Annotated in this window: 19 protein-coding genes, 1 pseudogene and 1 riboswitch; of the genes and pseudogenes, 10 read left to right on the forward strand and 10 right to left on the reverse strand. The window is 67.7% G+C overall.

Going from position 1 to position 25,230, the window contains the following annotated elements:
• Window positions 1-20 precede the first annotated feature (20 nt).
• From pncA to QP512_RS01135, 5 genes are all read right to left on the reverse strand, one after another.
• Window positions 21-647 (reverse strand): bifunctional nicotinamidase/pyrazinamidase, encoded by a 627-nt coding sequence (gene pncA, locus QP512_RS01115; RefSeq protein WP_286070628.1) that lies wholly within the window; start codon window positions 645-647, stop codon window positions 21-23.
• 56 nt (window positions 648-703) lie between these two features.
• Entirely contained in the window at window positions 704-1,375 is a 672-nt protein-coding gene (locus tag QP512_RS01120) for an epoxyqueuosine reductase QueH (RefSeq protein WP_286070629.1), read from the reverse strand.
• A gap of 172 nt (window positions 1,376-1,547) precedes the next feature.
• Window positions 1,548-1,765, reverse strand: a riboswitch (cobalamin riboswitch).
• Between the two features lie 141 nt (window positions 1,766-1,906).
• Window positions 1,907-3,316 carry a nicotinate phosphoribosyltransferase gene (locus QP512_RS01125; protein WP_286070630.1) on the reverse strand — a complete coding sequence of 470 codons (1,410 nt, stop codon included), beginning with the start codon at window positions 3,314-3,316 and terminating at the stop codon, window positions 1,907-1,909.
• A gap of 64 nt (window positions 3,317-3,380) precedes the next feature.
• Complete coding sequence (locus tag QP512_RS01130; RefSeq protein ID WP_286071977.1) at window positions 3,381-4,436, reverse strand: bifunctional nicotinamide-nucleotide adenylyltransferase/Nudix hydroxylase; 1,056 nt, start codon at window positions 4,434-4,436, stop codon at window positions 3,381-3,383.
• A 419-nt stretch (window positions 4,437-4,855) separates the two neighbouring features.
• Window positions 4,856-6,262, reverse strand: a complete 1,407-nt coding sequence (locus QP512_RS01135; protein ID WP_286070631.1) for an FAD-binding oxidoreductase — start codon at window positions 6,260-6,262, stop codon at window positions 4,856-4,858.
• A 189-nt stretch (window positions 6,263-6,451) separates the two neighbouring features.
• On the opposite strand from QP512_RS01135, the gene QP512_RS01140 reads away from it, so the two are divergent.
• Entirely contained in the window at window positions 6,452-8,299 is a 1,848-nt protein-coding gene (locus QP512_RS01140) for a patatin-like phospholipase family protein (RefSeq protein WP_286070632.1), read from the forward strand.
• A 288-nt stretch (window positions 8,300-8,587) separates the two neighbouring features.
• Here the strand turns inward: QP512_RS01140 and QP512_RS01145 are convergent, their stop codons facing one another.
• Window positions 8,588-9,955 (reverse strand): short-chain fatty acyl-CoA regulator family protein, encoded by a 1,368-nt coding sequence (locus QP512_RS01145; RefSeq protein WP_286070633.1) that lies wholly within the window; start codon window positions 9,953-9,955, stop codon window positions 8,588-8,590.
• 114 nt (window positions 9,956-10,069) lie between these two features.
• Here QP512_RS01145 and QP512_RS01150 point away from each other — a divergent pair, with 114 nt between their 5' ends.
• From QP512_RS01150 to mmsB, 5 genes are read left to right on the forward strand one after another with little or no spacing between them, the layout of a single operon-like run.
• Entirely contained in the window at window positions 10,070-11,575 is a 1,506-nt protein-coding gene (locus QP512_RS01150) for a CoA-acylating methylmalonate-semialdehyde dehydrogenase (protein ID WP_286070634.1), read from the forward strand.
• A 14-nt stretch (window positions 11,576-11,589) separates the two neighbouring features.
• Window positions 11,590-12,756, forward strand: a complete 1,167-nt coding sequence (locus tag QP512_RS01155) for an acyl-CoA dehydrogenase family protein (protein WP_286070635.1) — start codon at window positions 11,590-11,592, stop codon at window positions 12,754-12,756.
• A complete protein-coding gene (locus tag QP512_RS01160; protein ID WP_286070636.1) occupies window positions 12,753-13,550 on the forward strand; it encodes an enoyl-CoA hydratase in 798 nt (265 codons plus the stop codon). The genes QP512_RS01155 and QP512_RS01160 overlap by 4 nt, the downstream gene beginning before the upstream one ends.
• On the forward strand, window positions 13,547-14,722 hold the full coding sequence (locus QP512_RS01165; protein WP_286070637.1) for an enoyl-CoA hydratase/isomerase family protein: 1,176 nt from the start codon (window positions 13,547-13,549) through the stop codon (window positions 14,720-14,722). The genes QP512_RS01160 and QP512_RS01165 overlap by 4 nt, the downstream gene beginning before the upstream one ends.
• On the forward strand, window positions 14,719-15,609 hold the full coding sequence (gene mmsB / locus QP512_RS01170) for a 3-hydroxyisobutyrate dehydrogenase (RefSeq protein ID WP_197578918.1): 891 nt from the start codon (window positions 14,719-14,721) through the stop codon (window positions 15,607-15,609). The genes QP512_RS01165 and mmsB overlap by 4 nt, the downstream gene beginning before the upstream one ends.
• Before the next feature lie 256 nt (window positions 15,610-15,865).
• Here mmsB and QP512_RS01175 read toward each other — a convergent pair whose 3' ends face one another.
• Entirely contained in the window at window positions 15,866-16,291 is a 426-nt protein-coding gene (locus tag QP512_RS01175; protein ID WP_005411948.1) for an organic hydroperoxide resistance protein, read from the reverse strand.
• A 111-nt stretch (window positions 16,292-16,402) separates the two neighbouring features.
• Window positions 16,403-17,383: a cation transporter gene (locus QP512_RS01180; RefSeq protein ID WP_286070638.1), complete on the reverse strand. Its 981-nt coding sequence runs from the start codon at window positions 17,381-17,383 to the stop codon at window positions 16,403-16,405.
• A gap of 220 nt (window positions 17,384-17,603) precedes the next feature.
• On the opposite strand from QP512_RS01180, the pseudogene QP512_RS01185 reads away from it, so the two are divergent.
• A pseudogene (locus QP512_RS01185) lies at window positions 17,604-17,809 on the forward strand (sodium-independent anion transporter); the annotation flags it as partial.
• A gap of 131 nt (window positions 17,810-17,940) precedes the next feature.
• On the opposite strand, the gene QP512_RS01190 reads toward QP512_RS01185, so the two are convergent.
• Entirely contained in the window at window positions 17,941-19,722 is a 1,782-nt protein-coding gene (locus QP512_RS01190; protein ID WP_286070639.1) for a peptidoglycan-binding protein, read from the reverse strand.
• Window positions 19,723-19,764: 42 nt separating this feature from the next.
• On the reverse strand, window positions 19,765-20,184 hold the full coding sequence (locus QP512_RS01195) for a lysozyme inhibitor LprI family protein (protein WP_286070640.1): 420 nt from the start codon (window positions 20,182-20,184) through the stop codon (window positions 19,765-19,767).
• 250 nt (window positions 20,185-20,434) lie between these two features.
• Between QP512_RS01195 and QP512_RS01200 the strand changes: the two genes are divergently transcribed.
• The 3 genes from QP512_RS01200 (at window position 20,435) to dusA (ending at window position 25,223) form a co-directional block, all read left to right on the forward strand.
• Window positions 20,435-21,298, forward strand: coding sequence for a lysozyme inhibitor LprI family protein (locus tag QP512_RS01200; RefSeq protein ID WP_286070641.1), 864 nt, complete (start codon window positions 20,435-20,437; stop codon window positions 21,296-21,298).
• Between the two features lie 49 nt (window positions 21,299-21,347).
• Window positions 21,348-24,095: a peptidoglycan-binding protein gene (locus tag QP512_RS01205; RefSeq protein WP_286070642.1), complete on the forward strand. Its 2,748-nt coding sequence runs from the start codon at window positions 21,348-21,350 to the stop codon at window positions 24,093-24,095.
• 96 nt (window positions 24,096-24,191) lie between these two features.
• Window positions 24,192-25,223: a tRNA dihydrouridine(20/20a) synthase DusA gene (gene dusA / locus QP512_RS01210; RefSeq protein ID WP_286070643.1), complete on the forward strand. Its 1,032-nt coding sequence runs from the start codon at window positions 24,192-24,194 to the stop codon at window positions 25,221-25,223.
• Window positions 25,224-25,230: the final 7 nt, after the last annotated feature.

Consider the following 25,230-nt stretch of genomic DNA (forward strand, 5'->3'; position numbering starts at 1 on the left):
GCTCGGCTCTACAGGGCAACTCAGATGATCGCGATCCCTGCTTTGCCCAGCGCCTCGCGCACCATCGCATCGTTGGCGTCGGTCACCGGTCGGGTCAGCTCCCACAGGAACTTCACCCGGAAGCCGGACTTCACTGCGTCCTGCGCGCTCCACAGCACGCAGTAGTCGCGGGCCAGGCCGCACATGTGCACTTCGCGGATGCGGCGCTCGTGCAGCCAGCCGGCCAGGCCGGTCGCCGGGCGCTCGCCATCGGGACCGTGGTTCTCGCGGAAGGCGCTGTATGAATCCACCTGCGGGCGCGTGCCTTTGCGCAGGATCAGGTCGGCGGCGGTCCAGTCCACGCCCGGGTGCAGCGCGGCGCCGTCGCTGCCCTGCACGCAATGGTCGGGCCACAGGGTCTGTGGCTGTGCGTGCAGCAGGATGGTCTCAAACGGACGCTTGCCGGGGTGCTGGCTGGCGAATGAGGCGTGGTCGGCGGGGTGCCAGTCCTGGGTGGCCACCACCGTGCGATAGCGGCGCTGCGCCAGCAGCCCTGCAATGGGTGCCACCAGGGCATCGCCCTGGTCGCAGGCCAGCGCGCCACCGGGCATGAAGTCTGGCTGCAGGTCGATCACCAGCAGGGCGACGTCGGCGGGCAGGGCGGTCATGGCAGGTCCACTACAACGCAAAGGGGCGACCAGCGTGGCCGCCCCGGCGGCACAGGTCAATCGCCCTGCGGCGTCCCAGCGTCCTGCCCGTAGTACAGCAGGCCGATCTTGATCCGCTCCCGGCCGTTCTCGCGGCGATGGCGGTTGGCATCGCGCAGCGAATACACGCAGCCGCAGTACTCCTGCTGGTAGAACTGCTCGCGCTTGCTGATCTCGATCATGCGGCTGGCACCGCCGCCCTTGCGCCAGTTGTAGTCCCAGTACTGCAGGCCCTCATAGCGCGACGCGGCACGGATGCCGCAGTCGTTGATCTGCGCCATGTTCTTCCAGCGCGAGATGCCCAGCGAAGAACTGATGGTGTCGTAACCGTGTTCGTGCGCGTACAGGGCGGTGCGCTCGAAGCGCATGTCGAAGCACATCGTGCAGCGGATGCCGCGCTCGGGTTCGTTCTCCATGCCGCGCGCACGGCTGAACCAGTTGTCGGTGTCGTAGTCGCAGTCGATGAACGGAATGCCGTGCTGCTCGGCGAAGCGGATGTTCTCCTGCTTGCGCAGCTCGTATTCCTTCACCGGGTGGATGTTGGGGTTGTAGAAGAAGATCGCGTAGTCGATCCCGGAGGCGGTGATCGCCTCCATCACTTCGCCGGAGCAGGGTGCGCAGCACGAATGCAGCAGCAGGCGCTTGCCGTCGGCGGGCAGTGTGAGGGCGGGGCGTTGTAGCTCGGTCATCGTCGGGTACCGCATGGACCGCCGGCAACGGCGGTGGCCCATGCATCGGGCGGGGAAACGGGTCTGGCCGGATACCGTGAAAAGGACGCGCGCGGCCGCCTCGCCTGCACGCGCAGGACAGCGGCGGCCCCGGCACCCTCCCCGCGGAGAGTCCAGGTCGAATCAGGGGACGGTCGTGTCCCCCGGCCGGGGCCGGTATTCGGGCTGATGGACACGGGCCGAAGCCCACCTACTACCTGCCGCTTCCCAGGCGCGAGCCCAGTGCTGTTGGCAGGATTCGTTTCCATTCACCGCTGCGGGGCAGCTCCGGAATGGGCGCGTGAGGCGCCTTCACCGGATTCCCGTTTAAATCCCTCCCCGCGCGTGAACGCCTGGAGGGATACCTTCGGCGCGCCCACGGTGGACGGGTTGCTGGCCAGGGTCAAGGGGGGGCAGAGCCCGTTGCGCTGCAACGGGATCCGATCCCGGCGGAAGGAAGGGGTCGGATCCCGCTGCCACGCAGCGGGCTCTGACCCCGGGCGGGACATGCCTTCAACGTCCCGCCGCCGCACGCGCGCGGATGTCGTCCAGCCGCTGGTCGTGCAGCAGGCGGCCGTTCTCCCACACGGTCACCATCGCATCCTCGAATCCCGACGGCAGCGTTTCGTCACCGCTGGCCGGCAGTGGCACCGTATGCAGGCTGCCATCATCCAGGCGCCGCAGCAGGCGCATGCGGCCACGCTTGCTGGTCTTGCCGGCGTCGGTGACCGGGTCCTTGTAGACGTCAATCCACTCACCCTCGACCCGCGCTGCCGAGCACTTCAGTGCGAACTTCTGCGTATCGCGGTCCAGCCGCTGCAGCAGCGCGCCACCCATGCCGAAGGCTATGTTGTCGGCGGCGTAGCCGTCGTCGGTGATGCGTTGCAGGATGGCGCAGATCGTATCCGGGTTGATGCCATCGCCCTGGATCAGCCGCACGTGGTTGAGCACGCGGTAGCCCTTGCCGTTGATCGTGTGGCCAAAGGCCTCGTCCAGCCGGCGCAGGCTTTCGGAAACCACCTCCACCGGGTCGCCCGAGTCGGGGCGGATGACCAGGGTGGCGCCCGAGGCGATCACTTCATCACGCAGCGTCGTGCCCCAGTGCTCGCTGATCGCGCGGTAGATGTCATAGCTGTCCGACACCACCGCGACGATCGCACCGGGCTTGCCGAACTGGCGCAGCATGTTGCGGTAGGCGTCCACCTCGCGCTCGCGGCCCCAGCTGGTGATGGTGCTGTGCTCGGCGGCGGGAATCGAATAGCCCGCCATCGGCGCGTGATAGTGCGCGCGCGCCAGGCACAGCGCCGAGACCGTATCGGTGCCGAGGAAGTTGACCAGGTGCGCGGCACCGCCCAGCGCGGCCGATTCCAGGCTCGAGACACCGCGCGCACCGAAGTCATGCAGCTTGAACGGCAGCTGGCCCTGCGGGTCGTCGCTGGTCTGCTGCAGGAAGCCGGCGATGGTCTGCCGTGCATGCCAGCTGATGGTGGCCACGGTGACCGGGTACCACACGCGCAGCAGCAGCGTTTCCAGATACGACGGGACCCAGAACGCGGCGGGATCGGTCGATTCAATGGTCATCAATGCCTGGTGGGTAGGCACCACGCTGCCCTCGGGCACGGCGCGGATGCGGACCGGCAGATGGCCGCCGAGACGGTCGACGATATCGCGCCAGCCGGCCTCGTTGAAGGGTTCGCCATGGGCGGCGAATACCGCAGCGGCGTCGTCGATGTCGGCGTGGGTGACCGGCCGTGCCAGGGCGTCCTTGAGGATCGCCTGCAGGCCGAAGAACACCGTGCGGTCGTGCAGGCCGCCACGCGATTCAACATAGAAGAAGGTGGCATCGGTACCCGGCGGGTACTGCAGCCAGTGGCTGGCCTTGTAGCTGTCGGTGTTGAGGAGAAGATTATCGAGGTAGTGCATGACGGAAGCTCCTTCGCGTCGAGTGACACCAGCGGTCTATCCGCCAGTGGGGAGGCCGGGCCTGTCAGCCGCGGCCGAGGAAATACTCCAGGATGTGCAGGTGGTCTTCGAACAGCTGCGGGCCCATCTCCAGTGCTTCACTCACCGGAATCCAGCGCGCCTTGTCGGCGTCGTCGCCGCCGCGCACCGCCGGCAGTTCACCGGCCGGGAATTCGAAGTGGAAACCGTGGGTGATGGTGCGGCCGCGCTGGCTGCGGTCGGGGTGGTCGAACACCTGCTGGCTCTTCAGTGAGCCCTTCAGCACCGGCAGCGGAATCTTCAGCCGGGTCTCTTCGCGCAGTTCGCGCAGGCAGCTGTCGAGCAGGCTCTGGTCCTGGCCGACGAAGCCACCGGGCAGCGCCCACAGCCCCTTGCCGGGCTCCGAGCGGCGACGCACCAGCAGCACGTGGCCCGAATGCACCACCACCGCATCGGTAGTGACGAAGGTGGGCGCGTAGGGCGCGTCCTTCCAGGCGGCCTTGTACTGTTCGATGAAGCGGTACTCGGCCACCAGCTGGCCATACGCGGGCGCGCTCTTCCGGAAGGCCTCAAGCATGTCGTACACCGGTGCCGGCACATTGCCACGCAGCATCAGCAGCGCACCGTGGAAGTCGACGTCGCCGGCTTCGAACAGGTAGCGCCGTAGCTCGGTGGCCGACAGGGTGGCGGTGTGCTGCACGTCCACCAGCGGCCACTGCGGGAATTCGCGCAGGTAGTAGCTGGAGGCGTCCTTGTCCATGCCGATCAGGCCGACCTTGGCATCGGCGGCGGCGCCGTCGTTGCGCAGGGCCTCGGCCACCTGGCGCTGCACGTTGGCGATCCACTGGGCCTCGTTGTAGAGGTGGTCGCGCAGCGGGCGGATCAGCAGGCGGTCGGTGTGGCCATCGAGGGCGGCCTGGATCATCACGGCACGTTCGGCCACGGTCCAGGGATTGCGCAGACTGCGGGGGGTATCGGCAGAACCGACCAGGAAGATCAGCTTGCGGGTCCGGCTCAGGGCCAGGCGGGCAACGGCGGCGTGGCCGTTGTGGAAGGGCTCGAAACGCCCGATGAATACGAGATAGTCGAATTCCATGAGAATCCCTCATGTCGTTGTGGCAGCCGCGGGTCTGTCCCTTGGCTTGGTGCTGATGCTACGCCGATGGTTGTGGGGGTCAAGTGTTGTGGGTTGCCGGCAGGGCTGCGCCCTGCACCTGCCGAGGCACGTCAACGTCAACTTCAGAAGCTGGGATTCCGCGGGTTGGCGGGGTGGGTCCGGTTGAGGGGGACGCTGCAAGTACGTCCCTGTAAGCTCGGTCGCCGCTTGCTTGTGTGCGCTGTCCTGCGCGCACCGCAAGACCGGGGTTGGGCGTCCTGCCCAACCCGAGAGAGGCATGCCTCGGGCCCATGCGGCTCACGCCCCCTCAACCGGCCCCACCCCGCCTTCGACAGATTTCTGCGGTCTGTCGGAACGGCACGGGGTCGGATCCCGTTGCAACGCAACCGGCTCTGACCCCATTGCTAGGGCGCTGCGAGGTAGCGCTGCCAGAGGTGGTTCACCAGCTGCATCTCCGGGTCGTACTGGCGCTTTCGTTCAACGAACGCATTCCACTGCGGGTACGCGCGCTGGAACTGGTCGCGTGTGGCGTGCGGGCGGTAGGGCAGGTAGTACCGCCCGCCGCTTTCCACTGCGGCGTCGATCAATGCGCGGGTCCAGCGCGTGGACATCGTGTCGCCCCACGGGTGACGGCGCTGCTTGTGGTACAGCACGAAGCAGAACACTTCTTCGTTTGCCCACGTCATCAAGGCGGTCGTATCCGCCGGCGCGTGGCGGATCGATACGTTCAATGCATCCACGCGATGGTGCTGCAGGATCGCGGCCATGCGCGTGGCGAAGGCCTGGAAGCTGCGCACGGGGATGAAGTATTCCTGCAGCAGGTAGGTCGACATCGCGCGCGTGCGTGGTTCCAGCGCGGCCACGTCCAGGCTCGCTTCCAGGTTGCGATGGATCACGCGCGCTTTGGCAATCTGCTGCTTCACCACTGAGCTCTCGCGCAGCTGCGGGCCGCCGGGCAGTTCGGTGACGGCCCAGATCATGTTCTGCTCGTGGGCATAGCTCGCACCCACCGGTATCAGGCGCCGGGTGTCGGTCAGCGCTGCCGTGCTGCGCCGCCAGGTCACGGTCACCGGTGCATCGAAACGCGGCGGAATGAGGTCGGCGTTGTGCATCAACGCATCGCTGCGCGACGCCACGTTCTCGCGGAACCACTGCGGGTAATCGGCCAGCGCCACCCGCTCCATGTGCCGCGCCATGCGGTCGTTGCCGGCCAGGTCCAGCTCGACTTCGCTGACCACGCCGATCAGGCCATAGCCACCGATGACGGCGGCGAACAGCTCCGGGTGCTGCGTGCGCGAGGTCTCGACCACCTCGCCGGACCGCAGCACCACCTGCAGCGCACGCACGGTGGAGGCGATGCTGCCGCTGCCGACGTAGCGGCCATGGCAGTTCACCGACACCGAACCACCGACGGTGAAATTGCTGAAGCTCTGCATCACCTTCACCGACAGGTTGTGCGGGTCCAGCCATTCCTGCAGCGTGCGCCAGCGCATGCCGGCCTGCACGCGCACCGCCTTGCGCGCGACGTCCAGCCACAGCAGGCGGTGGCTCGGCGTCAGGTCCAGCTGCAGGGCGCCGGCCGCACTGGTCTGCCCGCCCATGCTGTAGCGGCCGCCGGCCACGCAGACCATGCCCCGGTGCTGCTGCAGGGCGGCCTGCAGGTCGGCCGTGTCGGCAACGGCCCGCACCGCGGCCACGTCGGTAGGCTCCAGCTGGCTGATGTCGTTGGCCACGGCCGTGCCGCGCCGGGTACAGGCAGTGGCGGCAGTGGCGGCGGCACAGCCTGCGATGAACGCGCGACGGGTGGTCATGGCAATCCCTGCATGAGTGTCCTGGGTGCAGTGTGCCCCGGCACGGCGGGAGCGGCCAGTGGCCCTTCCGTGGGTGGGTTCTCAGGCTGTGAGAAGCCTTCGCGTCATACTGCATCCGTAGCGTCGGGTGGCATCTCAGGCACAGTCAGCGGGGGCAGGGTAGTGGCAGACAAGTACTGCGATCTGGTCATGAAAGGCGGCATCACCAGCGGCATCGTGTACCCCAATGCGGTACTGGCGCTGGCGCGCGAGTATCGGTTCAAGAGCATCGGCGGCACTTCGGCCGGCGCCATCGCTGCGGCGGTGGCGGCTGCGGCAGCGTGTGGTGATCGCCGCCAGCAGGCCGGCGAACATCTGCCTGGCGATGCCGGCTATGGTGGGTTGTCGGCGGTATCGGCGCAGCTGTCGCGGCGCGGCTTCATCTACAGCCTGTTCCAGCCCGCACGCGGCGCACGCGCGGCCTATCGGCTGCTGGTGGTGCTGACCGGCAATGCCAGCCTGCCGCACAAATTGCTGTGCCTGGCCGTTGCCGTGTTCGAGATCGCGCCGCTGGAAGTGCTGGTGTCGCTGGCGCTGCTGCTGGGCCTCGGCTGGTGGGGCGGTGGTTGGAGCGGCGTGGCCGCCACGCTGCTGCCGTCGCTGCTGTGTGCGTATGGTGCGGGTGTGGCCGGTGCCGCGCTGCGTGTGGCACGCGTGGCGAGACGCAATCTGCTGGGCCTGTGCAGTGGACTCGGCCGCGATGCACGCACGCCGGCACTGACCGAGTGGCTGCACGAATGCCTGCAGCAATTGTCCGGCAAGCCGCTGGATGCACCGCTCACTTTCGCCGACCTGCACGACGCGCCGCGCTATGCCGGCGAGCCGGACAGCCCGCATGCGATCAGCCTGCAGATGATCACCACCTGCGTGTCGCACAACGAGCCGCGTACGCTGCCGCTGGGCGGCGCGCAGTTCTGGTTCCTGCGCGAGGAATTCGAGCAGCTGTTCCCGGCCAGCGTGGTGCAGTGGCTGGTGACACAGGCCGGGCCGCCGCTGGAGGTGGAAGGGCGGCAGTACTACCACCTGCCGCCGGGCCCGCAGCTGCCGGTGCTGGTGGCCACACGCATGAGCCTGAGCTTCCCGCTGCTGATCAGCGCGGTGCCACTGCACGAGCCCTCGCGCCGCGAGCGCCGCTGCGAACCCACCGCACCTGCGGCCGACCCCGAGCACAACGTGGCCGACAGCATGGAAGGGCTGACCAGCGCCGGGCAGACCTGCGGCCCGGTAATCACCGCGTTCCGCATCTGCTGGTTCTCCGATGGAGGCATCAGCAGCAACTTCCCTATTCATCTGTTCGACGCCGCCCTGCCACGCTGGCCGACCTTCGCCATCAATCTGGTCTACCCGCAGCACGCCGAAGCGGTGAGCCAAGGCAGCGGTGGCCGCCAGTCGCTGGAACACGCGGTGTTCCTGCCCACGGAGAACCGCCACGGCTGGCAGCGCACCTACCAGTCGATCGCCACACCGCTGGCAGCCGCCGAGCTGGGGCGCTTCCTGTTCGCGGTGGTGGCGACCATGCAGAACTGGCGCGATCTGCTGCAGGCACGCGCGCCGGGCTACCGCGACCGCATCGTGCACGTCAGCCTGCAGGGCGACGAAGGTGGCATGAACCTGGACATGCCACAGGAGGTGCTCACCCGCATCGCTGACAAGGGCAGCCTGGCTGGTGCGCGCTTCTGTTCGTTCTCGTTCGAGAACCACTACTGGATCCGCTGGCGCAACCTGGCGTCGGCCTATCAGCGTTACACGCTGGAGGTATCGCGCACCGATGACCCGGCGCAGCAGGTGCTGGCCTATCGTGCGGCGTACTCGATGGTTGCCCGCGGTGAACCGTCTCCGCCCTCGTACAAGCTGGGCTCGGAAGACAAGCGGCTGGCCTCGCAGCAGCTATGGGGCTTGATGGTCGAACAGGGTCGCAGCTGGGAGGACCTCGGCCCCGACCTCACCGACGGCGCACCGCGCCCGCTGCCGCAGATGAAGGTCACGCCGATCTACTGACCGGGTAGCAGATCCACGCGTGGCGTGGATCAAGCGTGTCGACCAAGGTCGACACCTACCCACAGCAGCAAAGGATGCCGTGTTGACAGCTCGCGGAGATCTGTCGAAGGCGGGGTGGGTCCGGTGGCGGGGGTGTCCGCGGCATGGATGCCGCGGCCAAGCCCCAAGGACGGGTCTACGGCGTCCCCCGCTACCGGACCCACCCCGCCATCCCACAGAAAGCCCGCTGTTGCTTTTGCTGTTGCCTTGGATTGAAGCAGGTGCAGGGCGCAGCCCTGCCGCCCCCCCCTACCTCCCCGGCAACTGCGCGAACGCGCGCTGCATGCAGTCCTCGCGCGGGCACACCCGGCAGCCCGGCCCGATCGACACCGAATTGCCCGGGCTCTGCACGTCCAACCCCAGCGAATACACCAGCCGCTCGGCATGCTGCAGGTCGCAGCCCAGCGCCACCGCGAAGGTCTTGCGCGGCTGGCCATGCCCGACCGGGCCGCTGCTGACCTGCCGTGCCAGCCAGAAATGGCGGCGGCCATCGGGCATGCGCGCAGTCTGGGTGAGGATGCGTCCGGGCTGGTTGAATGCCTCATAGACGATCCACAGCGGGCATGAGCCACCCACCTGCGAGAAGTGGAAGTCGGTGGCCGAATGGCGCTTGGACACATTGCCCGCGCGGTCCACGCGGATGAAGAAGAACGGCAGCCCGGGCGCGCTGCGCCGTGCCAGCGTGCTCAGCCGGTGGCAGACCGCCTCGAAGCCGACGCCGAACTGGTGCGCCAGCAGTTCGATGTCGTAGCTGCTGGCCTCGGCCGCACGCAGGAAGCGCATGTACGGCATCACCAGGGCACCAGCGAAATAGTTCGACAGACCGATGCGGGCCTGAGCGATGCGTGCGTCATCGGTGAAGCCAGCACGTGCCACCACCGCATCGATCTGCGGCAGGTAGCCGTGCAGGGCCAGTTCGGCGGCCATCTGGAATGCCTGCTGGCCCGGCTCCAGGTAGTCCGGCAGCCACAGCCGCCGTGCAGCGGCATCGTACTGGCGTTTCTCGCGCCCGGCCTGCAGCGCGGCCACTTCCACCAGTACGCCGTGGCGGTCGGCCAGCAGCTGGCGCAGCCGCGGCGCCACGTGGCCGGGCGACAGCCCCCACTCGGCGAACAGGCGTTCGGCCAGCTCATCCAGCTCGGGGATGTGGTTGTGCATGCGGTTGAAGAACTCACGCACCTGGTCACCGGCGGGCAGGATGCTGCCGGCGCCGGGTTCACCCAGCTGGAACTCCAGGGCGGCGGCATGCTCACGCAGCGCCAGGTGGCGGCGGTGCAGATCCAGCAGGGCGCGGCTGACCTGCGGCAGATTGCCGGCCAGCGCCCGCAGCTCGGTGGCACTGACATCGGCCAGACCCAGGTCGCGCAAGGTCTCGCCCAGCGACTCCTGCAACGCAGCGGGCTCATCTTCGTCGAACAGGGCGGAAACATCGCCCAGTACCTCGCCCAGCTTCTTCTGCACGGCCGGGGTGAGTGGGCGCTTGTTGCGCTCGATCTGGTTCAGGTAACTAGCCGACAGGCCCAAGGCGCGGGCCAGGTCCACCTGGCTGTAGCCGCGCTGCTCGCGCAGCCGGAGCAGGCGCAGGCCAAGTTGTCGCTGGGGGGCTGAATAATTCACAGAATTAACATGAATCGTCTGTCGTGTTGGCCAGATTAAGCGGATTCAGCCCGGAAATCGAGGTGGGTGCTGTGAATAATGCCAAGCATCTTTCGAGCCCGTGGGATTGTCGTCATGACTGTTGCAGCGCCCCGTATCCGCATGCTGATCGATGGCCAGTTCATCGAATCGGCCACCTCCCACTGGCAGGACGTGATCAATCCGGCCACCCAGGACGTGCTGGCCCAGGTGCCGTTCGCCACCACCGGCGAAGTGGATGCCGCCGTCGCTGCCGCCAAGGAAGCCTTCAAGACCTGGCGCAAGACCCCGATCGGCACCCGCGCGCGCATCTTCCTGAAGTACCAGCAGCTGATCCGCGAGAACATGAGCGAGCTGGCCCACATCCTCACCGCCGAACAGGGCAAGACCCTGCCCGACGCCGAAGGCGATGTGTTCCGCGGCCTGGAAGTGGTCGAGCACGCCGCCGCCATCGGCAACCTGCAGCTGGGCGAGCTGGCCAACAACGTGGCCAATGGCGTCGATACCTACACCATCATGCAGCCGCTGGGCGTGTGCGCCGGCATCACCCCGTTCAACTTCCCGGCGATGATTCCGCTGTGGATGTTCCCGATGGCCATCGCCACCGGCAACACTTTCATCCTCAAGCCGTCCGAGCAGGACCCGATGGTGACCATGCGCCTGGTCGAGCTGGCGCTGGAAGCCGGCATTCCGAAGGGCGTGCTGAACGTCGTCCACGGTGGCGAGGAAGTGGTCAACGCGATCTGCGACCACCCGGACATCAAGGCCGTGTCGTTCGTCGGTTCCACCCGCGTCGGCACCCACGTCTACAACCGCGCCTCGCTGGCCGGCAAGCGCGTGCAGTGCATGATGGGCGCCAAGAACCACGCCGTGGTGCTGCCGGACGCCAACAAGGAACAGACCCTCAATGCGATGGTCGGCGCCGCCTTCGGTGCGGCCGGCCAGCGCTGCATGGCGGCCTCCACCCTGGTGCTGGTCGGTGAAGCGCGCAACTGGGTGCAGGACCTGGTGACCAAGGCCAAGACCCTGAAGGTCAGCGGCGGCACCGTGTCCGGCACCGACGTCGGCCCGGTCATTTCCTGCAGCGCCCGCGAGCGCGTCGAAGGCCTGATCGCCTCGGGCGTGGAGCAGGGCGCCCAGCTGGTGCTCGATGGCCGCAACCCGCAGGTCGATGGCTTCGAGAAGGGCAACTTCGTCGGCCCGACCATCTTTGCCGGTGTCACCACCGACATGCGCATCTACCAGGAAGAAATCTTCGGGCCGGTGCTGGTCATCCTCGAAGCGGAAACACTGGAAGACGCCATCGCGATGGTCAACAGCAACCCGAACGGCAACGGCACCGCACTGTTCACCCAGTCCGGCGCGGCCGCGCGCAAGTTCCAGGAAGACATCGACGTCGGCCAGGTCGGCATCAACGTGCCGATCCCGGTGCCGGTGCCGCTGTTCTCGTTCACCGGTTCGCGCGCGTCCAAGCTGGGTGACCTGGGCCCGTACGGCAAGCAGGTGGTGCTGTTCTACACCCAGACCAAGACGGTCACCGCACGCTGGTTCGATGATGAAACGCTGAGCCACGGCGTCAACACCACGATCAGCCTGAAGTAACGGCAGGAGCAGCCATGAGCCACTCGATGACGACGGAACTGGAAGAAGCGCAGCAGGCGTACCGCGAGGCTGCGCGCGACTTCGCACAGGCTGAACTGGCGCCGCACGCCGCGCGATGGGATGCGGAGGGCATCTTTCCGCGCGAGGCGATCGCCAAGGCTGGTGAACTGGGCTTCTGCGGTCTGTACATGGACCCGGAAGTGGGCGGCAGCGGCCTGAGCCGACTGGACGCCGCCGTCGTCATCGAGGAGCTCGCCAACGTCGATCCGTCGACTGCGGCGTATATCAGCATCCACAACATGGCCTCGTGGATGGTGTCCACGTGGGGCCAGACCGAACTGCGCGATGCGTGGGGCACTGATCTGTCCTCGGGCAGCAAGCTGGCCTCGTACTGCCTGACCGAGCCGGGCGCCGGTTCCGATGCGGCCTCGCTGAAGACGACCGCCGTGCGCGACGGTGACTTCTATGTACTGAACGGCTCCAAGGCCTTCATTTCCGGCGCCGGTGCCACCGAGCTGCTGGTAGTGATGGCGCGTACCGGCGGTGCCGGTGCCGGCGGCGTCAGCGCCATTGCCGTGCCGTCGGACCTGCCTGGCATCAGCTTCGGCCGCAAGGAAGAGAAGATGGGCTGGAACAGCCAGCCCACCCGGGGCATCACCTTCGAAAACGTCCGCGTGCCGGTCAGCCACCTTCTGGGAGAGGAAGGCGGTGGCTTCAAGCTGGCGATGAAGGGGCTGGATGGTGGCCGCATCAACATCGCCGCCTGCTCGCTGGGTGCTGCGCAGGGCGCACTGGATGCCGCGCGCCGCTACATGGGCGAGCGCCGCCAGTTCGGCAAGGCGCTGGCCGAGTTCCAGGCACTGCAGTTCAAGCTGGCCGACATGGTCACGCAGCTGGTGGCCGCGCGGCAGATGGTACACACCGCCGCGCGCAAGCTCGATGCCGGTGCCAGCGACGCCAATGTGTGGTGCGCGATGGCCAAGCGTTTTGCCACCGATGCGGGTTTCAACGTCTGCAATGAAGCGCTGCAGATCCACGGTGGCTACGGCTACATCCGCGAATACCCGATCGAGCGCCTGCTGCGTGACTGCCGCGTGCACCAGATCCTGGAAGGCACCAACGAGATCATGCGGGTGATCGTTGCCCGTCACCTGCTCAACACCGAAGAGGAACTGCGATGAAGGATTGGCGTACCCAGGAGCACGTGGGCCTGAAGGTGGAGGCTGACGGCCACACCGCCGTGGTCACCCTGAACAACCCGCCGGCGCACACCTGGACCGTGCACAGCCTGTCGGCGCTGCGCGACCTGGTCGGCGCGCTCAACGCAGACCGTGACGTCTACGCACTGGTGATCACCGGTGACGGCGAGAAGTTCTTCTCCGCCGGTGCCGACCTCAACCAGTTCGCTTCAGGCGACAAGGCCGCCGCACGCGAGGCCGCGCGCCGCTTCGGCGAAGCCTTCGAAGCGCTGTCCGGGTTCCGTGGCGTGTCGATCGCCGCGATCAACGGCTACGCCATGGGCGGTGGCCTGGAATGCGCGCTGGCCTGTGACCTGCGCATCATCGAAGACCACGCCCAGGTGGCGCTGCCGGAGGCCACCGTCGGCCTGCTGCCGTGCGCCGGTGGCACCCAGAACCTGCCGCGCCTGGTGGGCGAGGGCTGGGCCAAGCGCATGATCCTGCTGGGCGAGCGCATCAATGCCGAGACCGCACTGCGCATTGGCCTGGTCGAAGAAAAGGTCGGCAAGGGCGAAGCCAAGGCACTGGCGCTGGAATGGGCGAAGAAGGCCGGCAAGCAGAGCCCGACCAGCATCGCCGCCTGCAAGACCCTGGTGCAGGCCACCCGCACCGGCACCCACGCCTCGGCGCTGGTGGCCGAGCGCGAAGCCTTCGTCGACCTGTTCGACACCGCCGACCAGGTCGAGGGCGTGACCGCCTTCCTGGAAAAGCGCGCCGCGCAGTGGAAGAACGCATGAGCACCGACACCGCTGCCGACAACGCACCGGTGCTGTTCGAAGAGCGCGTGGCCGGCAACGGCGCGCGCATCGGCATCGCCACGCTCAACGCGCCGCGCACGCTCAATGGCTTCTCGCTGCCGATGGCGCACCTGCTGCTGAAGCAGCTGAATGACTGGGCCGATGACAACGGCATCGCCATGGTGGTGCTGCAGGGCGCCGGTGAAAAGGCGTTCTGCGCCGGCGGCGACCTGCACAGCCTGTACAAGGCCATGGTCGCCTTCCGCGAAGAAGGCCGCAGCGATATCCGCGAAAACGACTACGCCGCTGAGTTCTTCGACGTGGAGTACCGCGTCGATTACCTCATCCACACCTACGCCAAGCCGATCCTGTGCTGGGGCCACGGCATCGTGATGGGCGGCGGCATCGGCCTGATGTCCGGCGCCAGCCATCGTGTGGTCAGCGAGCGTTCCAAGCTGGCCTTCCCGGAAATCACCGTCGGCCTGTTCCCCGATGTCGGTGGCAGCTGGCTGCTGCCGCGCGTACCGGGAAAGGGCGGCCTGTTCCTTGCCCTGACCGGCGCACTGCTCAACCCGGGCGATGCCATCTACGCCGGCCTGGCCGACGTGCACGTGGCCGAAGAACGCCGCAGCGCGGTGTTCGATGCGCTGCTGCAGGTCGCCTGGTCCAGCGATGCCGCACACAACCACGAACGTCTCAGCCATCTGCTGCAGTCGCACGCCAGCGATGCAGCCACCGGACCGCTGCTGGCCCATGCTGCGCAGGTGGATGCGCTGTGCGAAGGCGATGACCTGCCCGCGATCATCAACCGCATCAGCGCGCTGCAGACCGACGATACCTGGCTGCAGGCGGCACAGAAGACCCTTGCCGCCGGCGCGCCCGGCTCGGCACGTCTGGCGTTCGAGCTGCAGCGCCGCAGCGCTGGCCAGGATCTGGCCAGTGTCTATCGTCTGGAGTACATCACTGCGCTGCACTGCGCCGCCCACGGCGATTTCGCCGAAGGCATCCGCGCGCTGCTGATCGACAAGGACCGCAACCCGCAGTGGAACCCGGCCCGCCTGGCCGAGGCCACCACTGCGTGGGCCGATACGTTCTTCGCTTCGCCCTGGGCCGATGCTGCGCATCCGCTGGCCGACCTGGGCACCCCCGTCGCTGAAAGGAGCCTGGCATGAGCCGCATTGCATTCATTGGGTTGGGCAACATGGGTGGCCCGATGGCCGCCAATCTGGTCAAGAACGGCCACACCGTGCGCGTGTTCGACCTGGTGCCGGCCGCGGTGCAGGCTGCCGTCGATGCCGGTGCCAGCGCTGCGTCGTCGGCACGCGACACCCTGGCCGACGCCGAAGTGGTGATCTCGATGCTGCCGGCCAGCCGCCACGTCGAAGGCGTGTACCTGGGCGACGACGGCATCCTCGCCGCGATTCCGGCCGGTGCACTGGTCATCGACTGCAGCACCATTGCCCCGGCCAGCGCGCGCAAGGTTTCTGAAGCCGCCGCCGCGCGCGGACTGCAGATGCTCGACGCACCGGTGTCCGGCGGTACCGCCGGTGCCCAGGCCGGTACCCTGACCTTTATCGTCGGTGGCGAAGAGGACGCGCTGGAACGCGCGCGCCCGGTGCTGCAGGCGATGGGGAAGAACATCTTCCACGTCGGCGCCAGTGGTGCCGGCCAGGTTGCCAAGCTGTGCAACAACATGGCGCTGGGCGTGATCATGGCGGTGACTGGTGAAGCCATCGCGCTGGGCGTGGCGCACGGGCTGGACCCGAAGGTGCTGTCGCAGATGATGGCGGTCAGCACCGGCCGCAGCTGGGCCACCGAGGTGTGCAACCCGTGGCCGGGCGTGCTGGAAAACGCGCCGGCGTCGCGCGGCTACAGCGGCGGCTTCGGCAGCGACCTGATGCTCAAGGACATGGGCCTGGCGGTGGAAGCGGCGATGAGTGTCGGCGCCTCGATCCCACTGGGCGAAGTGGCCCGCAACCTGTACTCGATGAACCACCAGGCCGGCCGCGGCAAGCTGGATTTCTCCAGCGTCGTGCAGCTCATCACGAGCGAGAAGTAAAGCTTGGATATGTAGCGCCGAGCCCATGCTCGGCTGCTTTTCCGCCGGCTGTTCCAGCGCTGGACGGATCAGCCGAGCATGGGGTCGGCTCTACAGAAGCGAATGCGTCCCCGGCGCGCGCCGGGGCCCACCCGAGGTGGGATGGGCGGATGCCCGGTTTCGGCCGGCATCCGCCCATTTTTTTGCCCGGGGTCGGATCCCGCACAGTGGGGTCAGAGCCCTTTGCCGTTGGCAAAGGGATCCGACCCCTGCCGCATCAGGCAACGACCAGCGTCACGTCGATGTTGCCGCGGGTGGCATTCGAGTACGGGCACACGATGTGGGCCTTCTGCACCAGCTCTTCCACCTGCTCGCGCGGCACGCCCGGCACGTTGATGGTCAGCTCGGCTTCGATGCCGAAACCGGTCGGGATCTGGCCGATGCCGACCTTGCCGGTGACGGTTGTGTCGGCCGGCAGCGCGACCTTGGCCTGGCCGGCCACGAACTTCAGCGCGCCCAGGAAGCAGGCCGAGTAGCCCGCGGCGAACAGCTGCTCCGGGTTGGTGCCCGGACCGCCAGCGCCGCCCAGCTCGCGCGGGGTCGACAGCTGGATGTCCAGCACGTTGTCGGAGGACACGGAACGGCCTTCACGGCCGCCGGTGGAGGTGGCCTGGGCGGTGTACAGAACCTTTTCGATGGACATCGGGATGCTCCTGGTCAGTGGGTGGGTGTTGCGTTGGAGCCTACTTTGCCCGGTTTCCGCGTACGTTGGGTTGCACTGCGTACGAAAAACTTGATCGATCGTCCTGTCAGCCTAGATCGTCCATTCGCGGTCGGTGGTAAACATGATCGTCAGCCAGCGGTCCGGCGAGGCCTCGCCCAGCGCATCGCCGATCTCATCACGCAGCTGGTCCCATTCCACCAGCGGCCGCGGCGGGTCGTCCTCGCGCACCACGAAGAACAGCTCGATCTGCTCGCCACGCCCCACCTGCGCCACGTAGCTGCGGTGTTCGACGAAGCCATGCCTGGCGACGATGTCGCGCGCCACCGCATCCACATGCGCCTGCAGCTCCGGCGGGGTCACCAGCAGGATGCCGGCCAGCGCCCGGCGCACGGTGCCGAGTGGGGCGATCATCACCAGCACGCAGACGAAGGCGAGGATGGCCGGGTCGATGTACGGCCCGACCCAGGCCCACGACGTGCCCTGCACCAGCACACCGCCGAGGAATGCCAGCAGGTAGCAGGCCGACATGCTGGCTGCGATCACCCAGTTCTTCGCATCCAGCGCGATGAATTCCGAACCGATGCGGCGGTTGGCGCGCAGGATGAACCACGCCAGTGCGCCTTCGCCTACGATCGACAGCCCGGCAAAGGCGATGGCCGGGCCCAGCGCAATGTGGCGGCCCCCTGACATCAGTGCATCCACCGCATTGACCAGGGCATACAGTGCCGCACCGATCATCAGCGTGCCGCTGACCCCCAGCACGATCGGCTCCAGGTGCCAGAAGCCCATGGTGAAGCGCTGGTTGAGCCGCGATTGCAGTGCATCGGTCTGCGTGGACAGCGCGATCAGCCGCGCCACCAGCAGTGACAGCCAGGTCATCACCACGTCGATCAGGCCGTAGATGCCGTCGAAGATGATCAGCGAGGAATTGGCCAGCAGACCGAACACCACGGCCGCAGCGGCCAGCAGCAGCGAGGCGGCAATCGACAGGCGCAGCACGCCCTGTTCGGTGGCGGGGTCGAAGAACTGCGGGCGATCGGTAGCCATGCCCCGATTGTAGAGCGGAGCCATGCCCCGCGGCCTTTCGCGGCCGGCCGCGCTACCCTCGTGCAGCCGCTTCCCGTGGACTGCGCCCCTCCCACGTGCCGGCGTCCGCCGGTAGAGTCGACTGTCAGTCGACTGCGCGTGAGTGACCGCTCCCGATCGACAGCGCCATGCGGCCACGCCCGCCTGCGCGCGGAGTTTTCCCATGCAAACGCCCTACCCCCTGCGCCAGCAATGGCTCGTGGGTGCGGCGTTCGACTACCCGCACGTGGCGCGCCGAAGGTGCAGATCGGTCTGCGCGATGCCGACCTATGGGATCTGACTGCCGTGGCCGCGCTGGAGCGGGCGCAGGAAAAGCTGGCCGCACACGGTGCCGAGGTGACGGTGGTGGAACTCAATGCGGCCAGCCAGACGCTCGTCGAGCAGGTGGGTGGCGCGGATAGCGTGCACTGAAGCGGCCACGTGGCCAGGTAGCGCCGGGCCACGCCGGGCGAATGAAGCGGTCTCGGTCAGGCCTTGCCGGCCTGCACGATGAGGTGCAACCCAAGCGCCGAGAAGGCAATCGCATGCCCGTTGGCCTGCACTCACGCCATCATGGCCCGCGGCCCGTGCTGCTGGGTCTGCTGGTCGATCTTCTGCTGCTCGCGCTGCTGATCGCTCACCTGCAGGGCCCGCTCGCTGTTCTCCTGCACGCTCTGGCGCATCGCGTCAGCGGTCGATACCGGCGCGCTATTGCGGTTCAACGCGCTTTCGTCGTGCAGTGCATTGGCCTGCACCGCGCGCGCCATCGAGCCGTCCTGGTTCAGCTCAACGCGATCCACCCGGTACAGGCCGGCACGCGCAGCTTCCACGGTAAGCGCAGCGGCCAGCTTCTCGCTGTGCTCGCCGGAGGGCAGGCCACGCGCTTCCTCGGCGAACTTCACCTGCACCAGGGTCTCGGTGTACAGCCAGTTCTGCGGGCTGCGCGGGTCGGACATCGGGTACACCGTCTCGCGCGCCGGCTCGGCCGCCGCCTGCTGTTCCGGGGTGTTGCCCTGTTCCTGCGCACGCTGCTGCACTTCATTGGCCAGCGCCTGGCGGGTTTCCGCATCGGCGATGCCAGTCGCAGGCAGGCCATGCTGCTGCTGGAAGGTGTTGATCGCGTGGCGGCTGCCGCCGCCCAGATAGCCGTCGCTGCCGATGGGCTGGCCCTTGGCATCGGTCAGCCCCAGCGCGGCCAGGTTGCCCTGCAGTTCGCGCGCGTCGCGGTCGATGGCGGCCAGCGTGGCGGGGCCGGCCTTGCCGTCCACCGGGTCGAGATTGTGCGCGCGCTGGAAGTCTTCCACCGCCTTGCGGGTGGTGGCATCGAAGCGCCGGTCCGGATTCAGCGTCTGCTGGCCGTCAGCACTGGCATAGCCCAGCGTGACCAGGTTGCTTTCCAGCTTCAGCACGTCACGGCCGCTGGACCCTTCCTTCAACGTCTGCGAACCGGCCTGCTGGCGCGGTGCGCCTATCTGGCCCAACGCCACCTGGATATCGGCGTCGTTGCGCTCCCCGGCGGGCGAGTAGTCGCGGCTGCTGACCTTGGCATGGGCGCGATCCATTGCGTCCTTGTTGTTGGCATACGCGTCCTCGTAGCGCACGGCGATATCGCCGGCCTTGGGCGCATCGAAGTACTGGTAGGTCTCTCGGATCTGCCCGGCCTTCGCGCGCAGTGCTTCGTAGTCACCACCTTCTTCCAGCACCTTCTGCAGCTTGGGCAGCTGGCTGGGCAACTGGTTGGCGGTCTTGGCGATCAGGCTGATCGCTTCGAAGCGGTTTTCCTCGGCGATGTTGCTGCCGTGCGTATCCACCATCGCCATGCCGATCCGGGTGGCGTTGCGCACCTGCGGGTAGTCGATGTTGGCGTGGATCCACTGCTTGCCTTCGGCCGAACCGGCCCAGGCGTTGATGCTGTCGCGCGTATCGGTATCGATGAACCGGATCGAGCTGCGCCCGCTAAGGCCATTGCCGTGGCTGAGCAGGTCGCGGCGCAGGTCGGCGTGGTCCTGGGGGAAGGGCAGGTTGTGTGCCTTGGCATAGCTGCTGGCCTGCTCGATCACGGCGTCGACATAGGTCGTCTCGCCTGGTTTCAGGGCGCGGCCGTCGATGGCGCCCAGCGCCCACTCTCCACGCTGGCCGAAATCGACCTGGATCGCGCCCAGGCTGTAACCGCTGTTCTGCGCGACCTTGTTCACCGTACCCCAGTGCGGCTCGGTCACGCCCTGGGTGATGCCGGCGATGGCCAGGTGGTAGGAGGCAGGGCCACCTTCGGTGCCGCGACCGACGGCGAAGTACACCGCGCCGGAGGTGGCGTCGAGATCGTGGGTATCGATGTTGGTTGGCATGTCTTACATCCTTGTGCAGTCAGAGGGTCTGCCCCTCAGGGGTCAGTCCAGCAGCTGGAGATACTTCTGCAGCTGGTCGGCACGCGCGCTCAGGCGCATCACATCGTTCAACTCGCCCTGCAGGTTGCCGGGCTGCGAATCGTCGTACAGCGCGGTATCCAGTTCACCATCGCGGCTGCGCGACTGTAGCCACGCGCGCTGGGCATTGACCAGCTTGGTCTTCTTCGCGCCACTCAGCCTGGCCTGCAGCTGGCGGTAGGCCTGGTTCAGGCGCTGGTCCTGGCGGGCACTTTCCGAGGTCAGGCAGGCGGCCTGCTCGATTGCACCCTGGGCTTTGTCACGGCAGGCAGTAAAGGTCGGGCTCAGCCCGCCGGCCGCCGGTGCTGCGGTTGCCGTGCCGATGGCAAGGGCGGTGACGGCCAGCGCGGTGGCCAGGATCCTGCTCAAACGCTTGTGCTGCATCATCTGCTCCACACGTCCAATCCATTGCGAGCGCTGGACTATAGCGGCGCCCGTATTTCGTCGTCGTCAACGATTCACGACAAATGTGACCGGTTGCCCTATAGCCAGGACGTCAGCCGCCGCATCAGCACAAGATGAATCCAGTCAGGTACCGGGGCAGAAGGCTGCCTTAGGATGGCTCGCGTGATGGGGACCGATGGACGGCCCCGCCTGGGCCGGCACTCGCCGGCTGCACGCCAGGAAGACGCACGTGAGTGAAGCAATGGCACCCCGCAAGGGCAAGGTAACGAAGATCGCCGGCCGCCGGCATTGGGCGGCGCTGGGTCTGTGTGCGGTACTGGTCGCCTGCCAGCCCCCTTCTTCCACCGCATCGACCGAATCCGTCGCTGCAGCGTCAGCGCCGGCCGCGCTGGCGCCGGCAGGCAACGCGCCCTCCGCCTACCCCGACAGCTCCTACAGCGAGGGCCGGCTGCGCCCCGCTTACGGCTGGTGCGTGGATGGCGTGGAGGACGCAGGCACGTTGCAGGCCTGCGGCAAGGATGAACTGGCCTACCAGCAGGCGCGCCTGCAGGAGGCCACCACCAAGGCCGTGGCCGGACTCGACGCGGCGGCCATATCTACCTTCCGCGCCAGCGAGGCGGCCTGGCGCAGCGACACCGACCATCATTGCGTGGCACCGGCCGATGCCGGCGTGGATGCGCTGCAGAAGGCGCAGGAATGCCGCCTGTTCCGCGTGGCCAATCGTGCCGACGCGTTGCTGGCACAGAGCGCTCCGCCGGACACCTCGCATGCGAAGGCGCCGTTGCGCGATGAATACACCCGCTGCGTGCAGGACGCCCGTGGCATGGACGACCAGCTTGAAGCCTGCGACGCCGCCGAGTTCGCCTATCACAAGCAACAGCTGGAGGCGCAGGTAGCGCGTCTGATGGCGAGCCCGGACAGTCCGGCCAAGGACCGCTGGATGGACGAGCAGGCCAACTGGGTTGAAGACACCGACAAGCGCTGCGCGCCTGCCAGCGACCACGTGGGGGCGATGCTGGATGCGCAGTCGTGCCGCATCAACCGGTACGCCAACCGCGCCTTCGAACTGCAGGGGCGCGTGCTGGCCCGCTGAGCCAGCGCCATCGGCGCCCGGTCAATCTCCAAGGACAAGGAACTGAGCCATGCCTACCCACATCGATACCCGCAATCTGGATGCCACCGCCGGTGCAGTGTTCTTTGCCGTGGGCCGCGGCACCGAAGGCGGTGGGTCGTCGTACCATCTTTCCATTGCCGGCATCACCAAGGGCCTGCACGAGCCGAAGTGGGGCACCGTCGGCGCGGTGGCCGAGAACAGCGGCTATTCGCTGGGCACCATCCAGGTCGACTTCGGCCAGCGCGGCACGTGGCCGCTGGGCGCGACAGAGGGCCGCACGCTGAAGCCGGGCGAGAAGACCTATGTCGACGCCGTGATCGACCAGGCCAGTGCGTATGCCAAGGCACATGGCTTGCCGTTCACCCATGATCGCGCCGATCTGCGTGCGGACCTGCTCAGCCATGGGGATGGACGGGAGCAACGGGCCTCCATCCGTTTCATCGATGCGCCCACCCGCGACAGCATCAATGCCTGGGCCGGCTCGCCGGAAGGCAAGCAGTGGATCCACACGCACATCGACTACCCGCAGGTACGCAACGCCACGCATATCGCCATGAACATGCTGGAAAAGCATGGCAGCGGCATTGCCGAAGACAAACGCTTCGAGGCCATTGCATTGATCGCCAAGACGGCCAACCAGCTGCCAGGCCGGCTGGATGACCTGGAAGCCGTGCTCAAGCGCGGTGGTGATTACCAGGACCTGCGCGACCAGGCCGCCGCGATCCGCCACAGCAGGAAGTTCTACGCCGGGCTGGCCGCCGCCGACGTCGCTGCCGGGTATGAAGACGCCTACGCGCAGCACGCCACCGAAATGGACCGGGCGCACCTGAAGGTGGGGCGCCGTGATTTCGCACCTGCCACCGAAGGCAGCGACCCGGACATCCGGGTGGCGCTGCAACAGGCGCGAGCGCACGGACACGGTGGCGGTGGTCCGCAGGTGCTGAAGGAAGGCTCCAGCGGCCGCGCGGTGGAAAAGCTGGAGCACAACCTGCACGCGCTGGGCTATGGCGGGACGGGGGCGCAGGCCATCCATCCCGACCGCCAGTTCGATGCCACTACCCGCCAGGCCGTCGAGGCCTTTCAGCGTGACCATGGTCTGACCCCGGTGGATGGCAAGGCCGGGCCGGCCACACTGAGCGCGATCGACCGCGAAGCACGCGCGCTGCAAGCGGACATGGCGGCACTGGGGCTGACCGATGCGCGGGGCAGGGCGATTACCCCCGACGGTTACCTGGGGGCGGGCAGCCAGCACGCCATCAACACGTTCCAGCAGCAGCACCATCTGCCGGCCACCGGCATGGCCGACGCATCCACGCGCCGTGCGATCGATGCCGAAGCCGCGCAGCATCGCCCTGCAACGCCCTCACCGGCTGCACCTGCCGCACCCGCAGCGGCACCTGTGCCCGAGCGCCGCAGCGGTCCTGCCGCCGCCGCTGCACCCGGCGGCGAGCGCATCACGGTGGTGGAGCCCTTCGGCAATGGCGGCAGCAACCGCACCCTGCGCCACGGCATCAGCGGTGAAGAGGCGTTCCGCGAACTGAAGATCCACCACCCCAACACCAATGCCGCCGCCGTGCGCGCAGGCGACGCCAGCAGGGTCGACCGTACCGCTGAAAAGGTGGAGGGTGAGTTGGAGGCGGTGCGCAGGCGCGATGACCGCAACGGCATTCCGCTGGTTCAGAAGGACCTGATCCTGACTGATCGGTCCGGCGGGCGCAGCCTGATGGTTCCCAGCCCGGTGGCCGGCTACGTCCAGCTCAACAACGACGGCACCAATTCCATCAGCATCTACAGTCATCCGGTTGGCGATGCGCGTCGCGAGCTGGTGGGCCAGGTGCTGCACGGCGCACGCGGGTCCATTCCGTACAAGACCGGGGATTTCGTCGAATACGGCGCACCGCTGGTGCGGCAGTCGGATGTGGGTTCGCCGGGCGCGATACATGCGCACATCGAAGTCGAGCCGGACCAGTATCGGCGCTATCTGGGGGACATTCTCAACGACCGCATCACCCTGGGCGGCAAGGTGCAGGCACAGGGCCCTGAAGCCGCGCAGGCCGCACGCAGCGCGCAGCAGGCGCCGATGGCCGACGGCATGCTGGTGAAGGGTGAGCGCGGCGATGAGGTCAAGGCCCTGCAGGGCAAGCTGGCGGCGCTGGGCTATACCGCTGCCGACGGCACCGCGCTGGGCACCGATGGCATCTTCGGCAAGGACACGCTGGCGGCGCTGAAGCAGTTCCAGGCCAACAACGGCCTGGACGATGACGGCAAGGCGGGTCGTCTCACCCTGGCCCGCCTGGCAGATCCGGCTGCGCTGAAGGCCGGTGCGCAGACCGCCAGCGCGCCGGCACGCACCGAACCGGCCGCGCCGGCAGCACCGGCCAGCATGCGCGACCCCGGGCATGCCGAAAACCCGCGTTTCACCCAGGCATTGGAGAAGCTGCAGGGGTTGGAACAGCAGCGCGTGCAGGCGGGGCTGTCCCCCTTGTTCGCCAACCCGCAGGAAGCCGAACGTGCGGCCGGCCAGCTGGCCTACGAGAGCAAGGTGGCGGGCATGCGCCAGATCGACCATGTGGTGGCACGCCCGGATGGCACCGGCCTGTTCGCATTGCAGGGCACGCCCGGCGATCCGGCGGCGCAGCGCATCTTCGTCGATCGCCAGCAGGCGGTCTCGCAGTCGGTGGAGGCCAGTACCCGGCAGAGCGCGGAACTGGAGACCCAGTTCAACGCCCAGGCGCAGGAGGCTCAGCAGGAACAGGTGAAGGGGCGCGTGCAGTAAGGCGGGCCGGCGGCGTTCCCCGCAGGGCCGGTGCACCGGCCCCGGGTCGCCCGCCGCCATTCAGCCGGCCGGTGTAAACTATTGATCTCACTGGCAATGCCAGTCTCCGCGATTACTGCCCCGATGACGTCCGCCACCGCCCGTTACGCCGATTCCCTGCGCCTGTCCGTTGCCCCCATGATGGATTGGACTGATCGCCATTGCCGCGTGTTCCATCGCGTGCTGGCGCCGGGCGCACGCCTGTACACGGAAATGGTGCACGCCAACGCGGTCATCCACGGCGATCGCGAGCGCCTGCTCGGTTTCGATGCCAGCGAACAGCCCCTGGCGCTGCAGCTGGGCGGCAGCGATCCGGCCTTGCTTGCGCAGGCCGCGCGCATTGCCGCCGAGTGGGGCTACGACGAGGTCAACCTCAACTGCGGCTGCCCCTCCGACCGCGTGCAGGCCGGGCGTTTTGGCGCCTGCCTGATGCGCGAGCCGGTGCTGGTGGCCGAGTGCGTGGCAGCGATGGTCGACGCCGTCGACATCCCGGTGACGGTGAAGTGCCGCCTGGGCGTGGACGAGGACAACGACTACGACGTGTTCGCCGCCTTCGTCGACCGCCAGGTCGCCGCCGGTGCGGCGATGGTGGTGGTGCATGCGCGCAATGCCTGGCTGAAGGGCCTGTCGCCGAAGGAGAACCGCGAGGTTCCGCCGCTGAAGTACGACTGGGCCTACCGCCTGAAGCAGGAGCGCCCGGCGCTGCCGGTGGTGATCAACGGCGGCCTGGCCAGCATCGAGGCGGTGCAGGCCCAGGCCGCGCACGTCGATGGCGTGATGCTGGGCCGCGCGGCCTACCACGACCCTTACCTGCTGCATCAGCTGGAGGCGCTGCACACCGGCGCCCCGCTGCAGGCCCGCGGCGACCTGCTGCGCGCGCTGCGTCCCTATGTGGAAGCGCGGCTGGGCGAAGGCCTGGCACTGAAGCACATCACCCGCCATCTGCTCGGCCTGTTCCACGGCCAGCCGGGGGGCCGTGCGTTCCGCCAGGTGCTTAGCGAGGGCGCACACCGCCCAGGCGCCGATTGGGCCCTGGTCGAGCAGGCGCTCGCGGTTACCGAACGCGAAGCGGATCGTGCCGCAGCGTGACCTGAGT

The sequence above is a fragment of the Stenotrophomonas sp. 57 genome (assembly GCF_030291075.1).
Taxonomy (GTDB): Bacteria; Pseudomonadota; Gammaproteobacteria; order Xanthomonadales; family Xanthomonadaceae; genus Stenotrophomonas.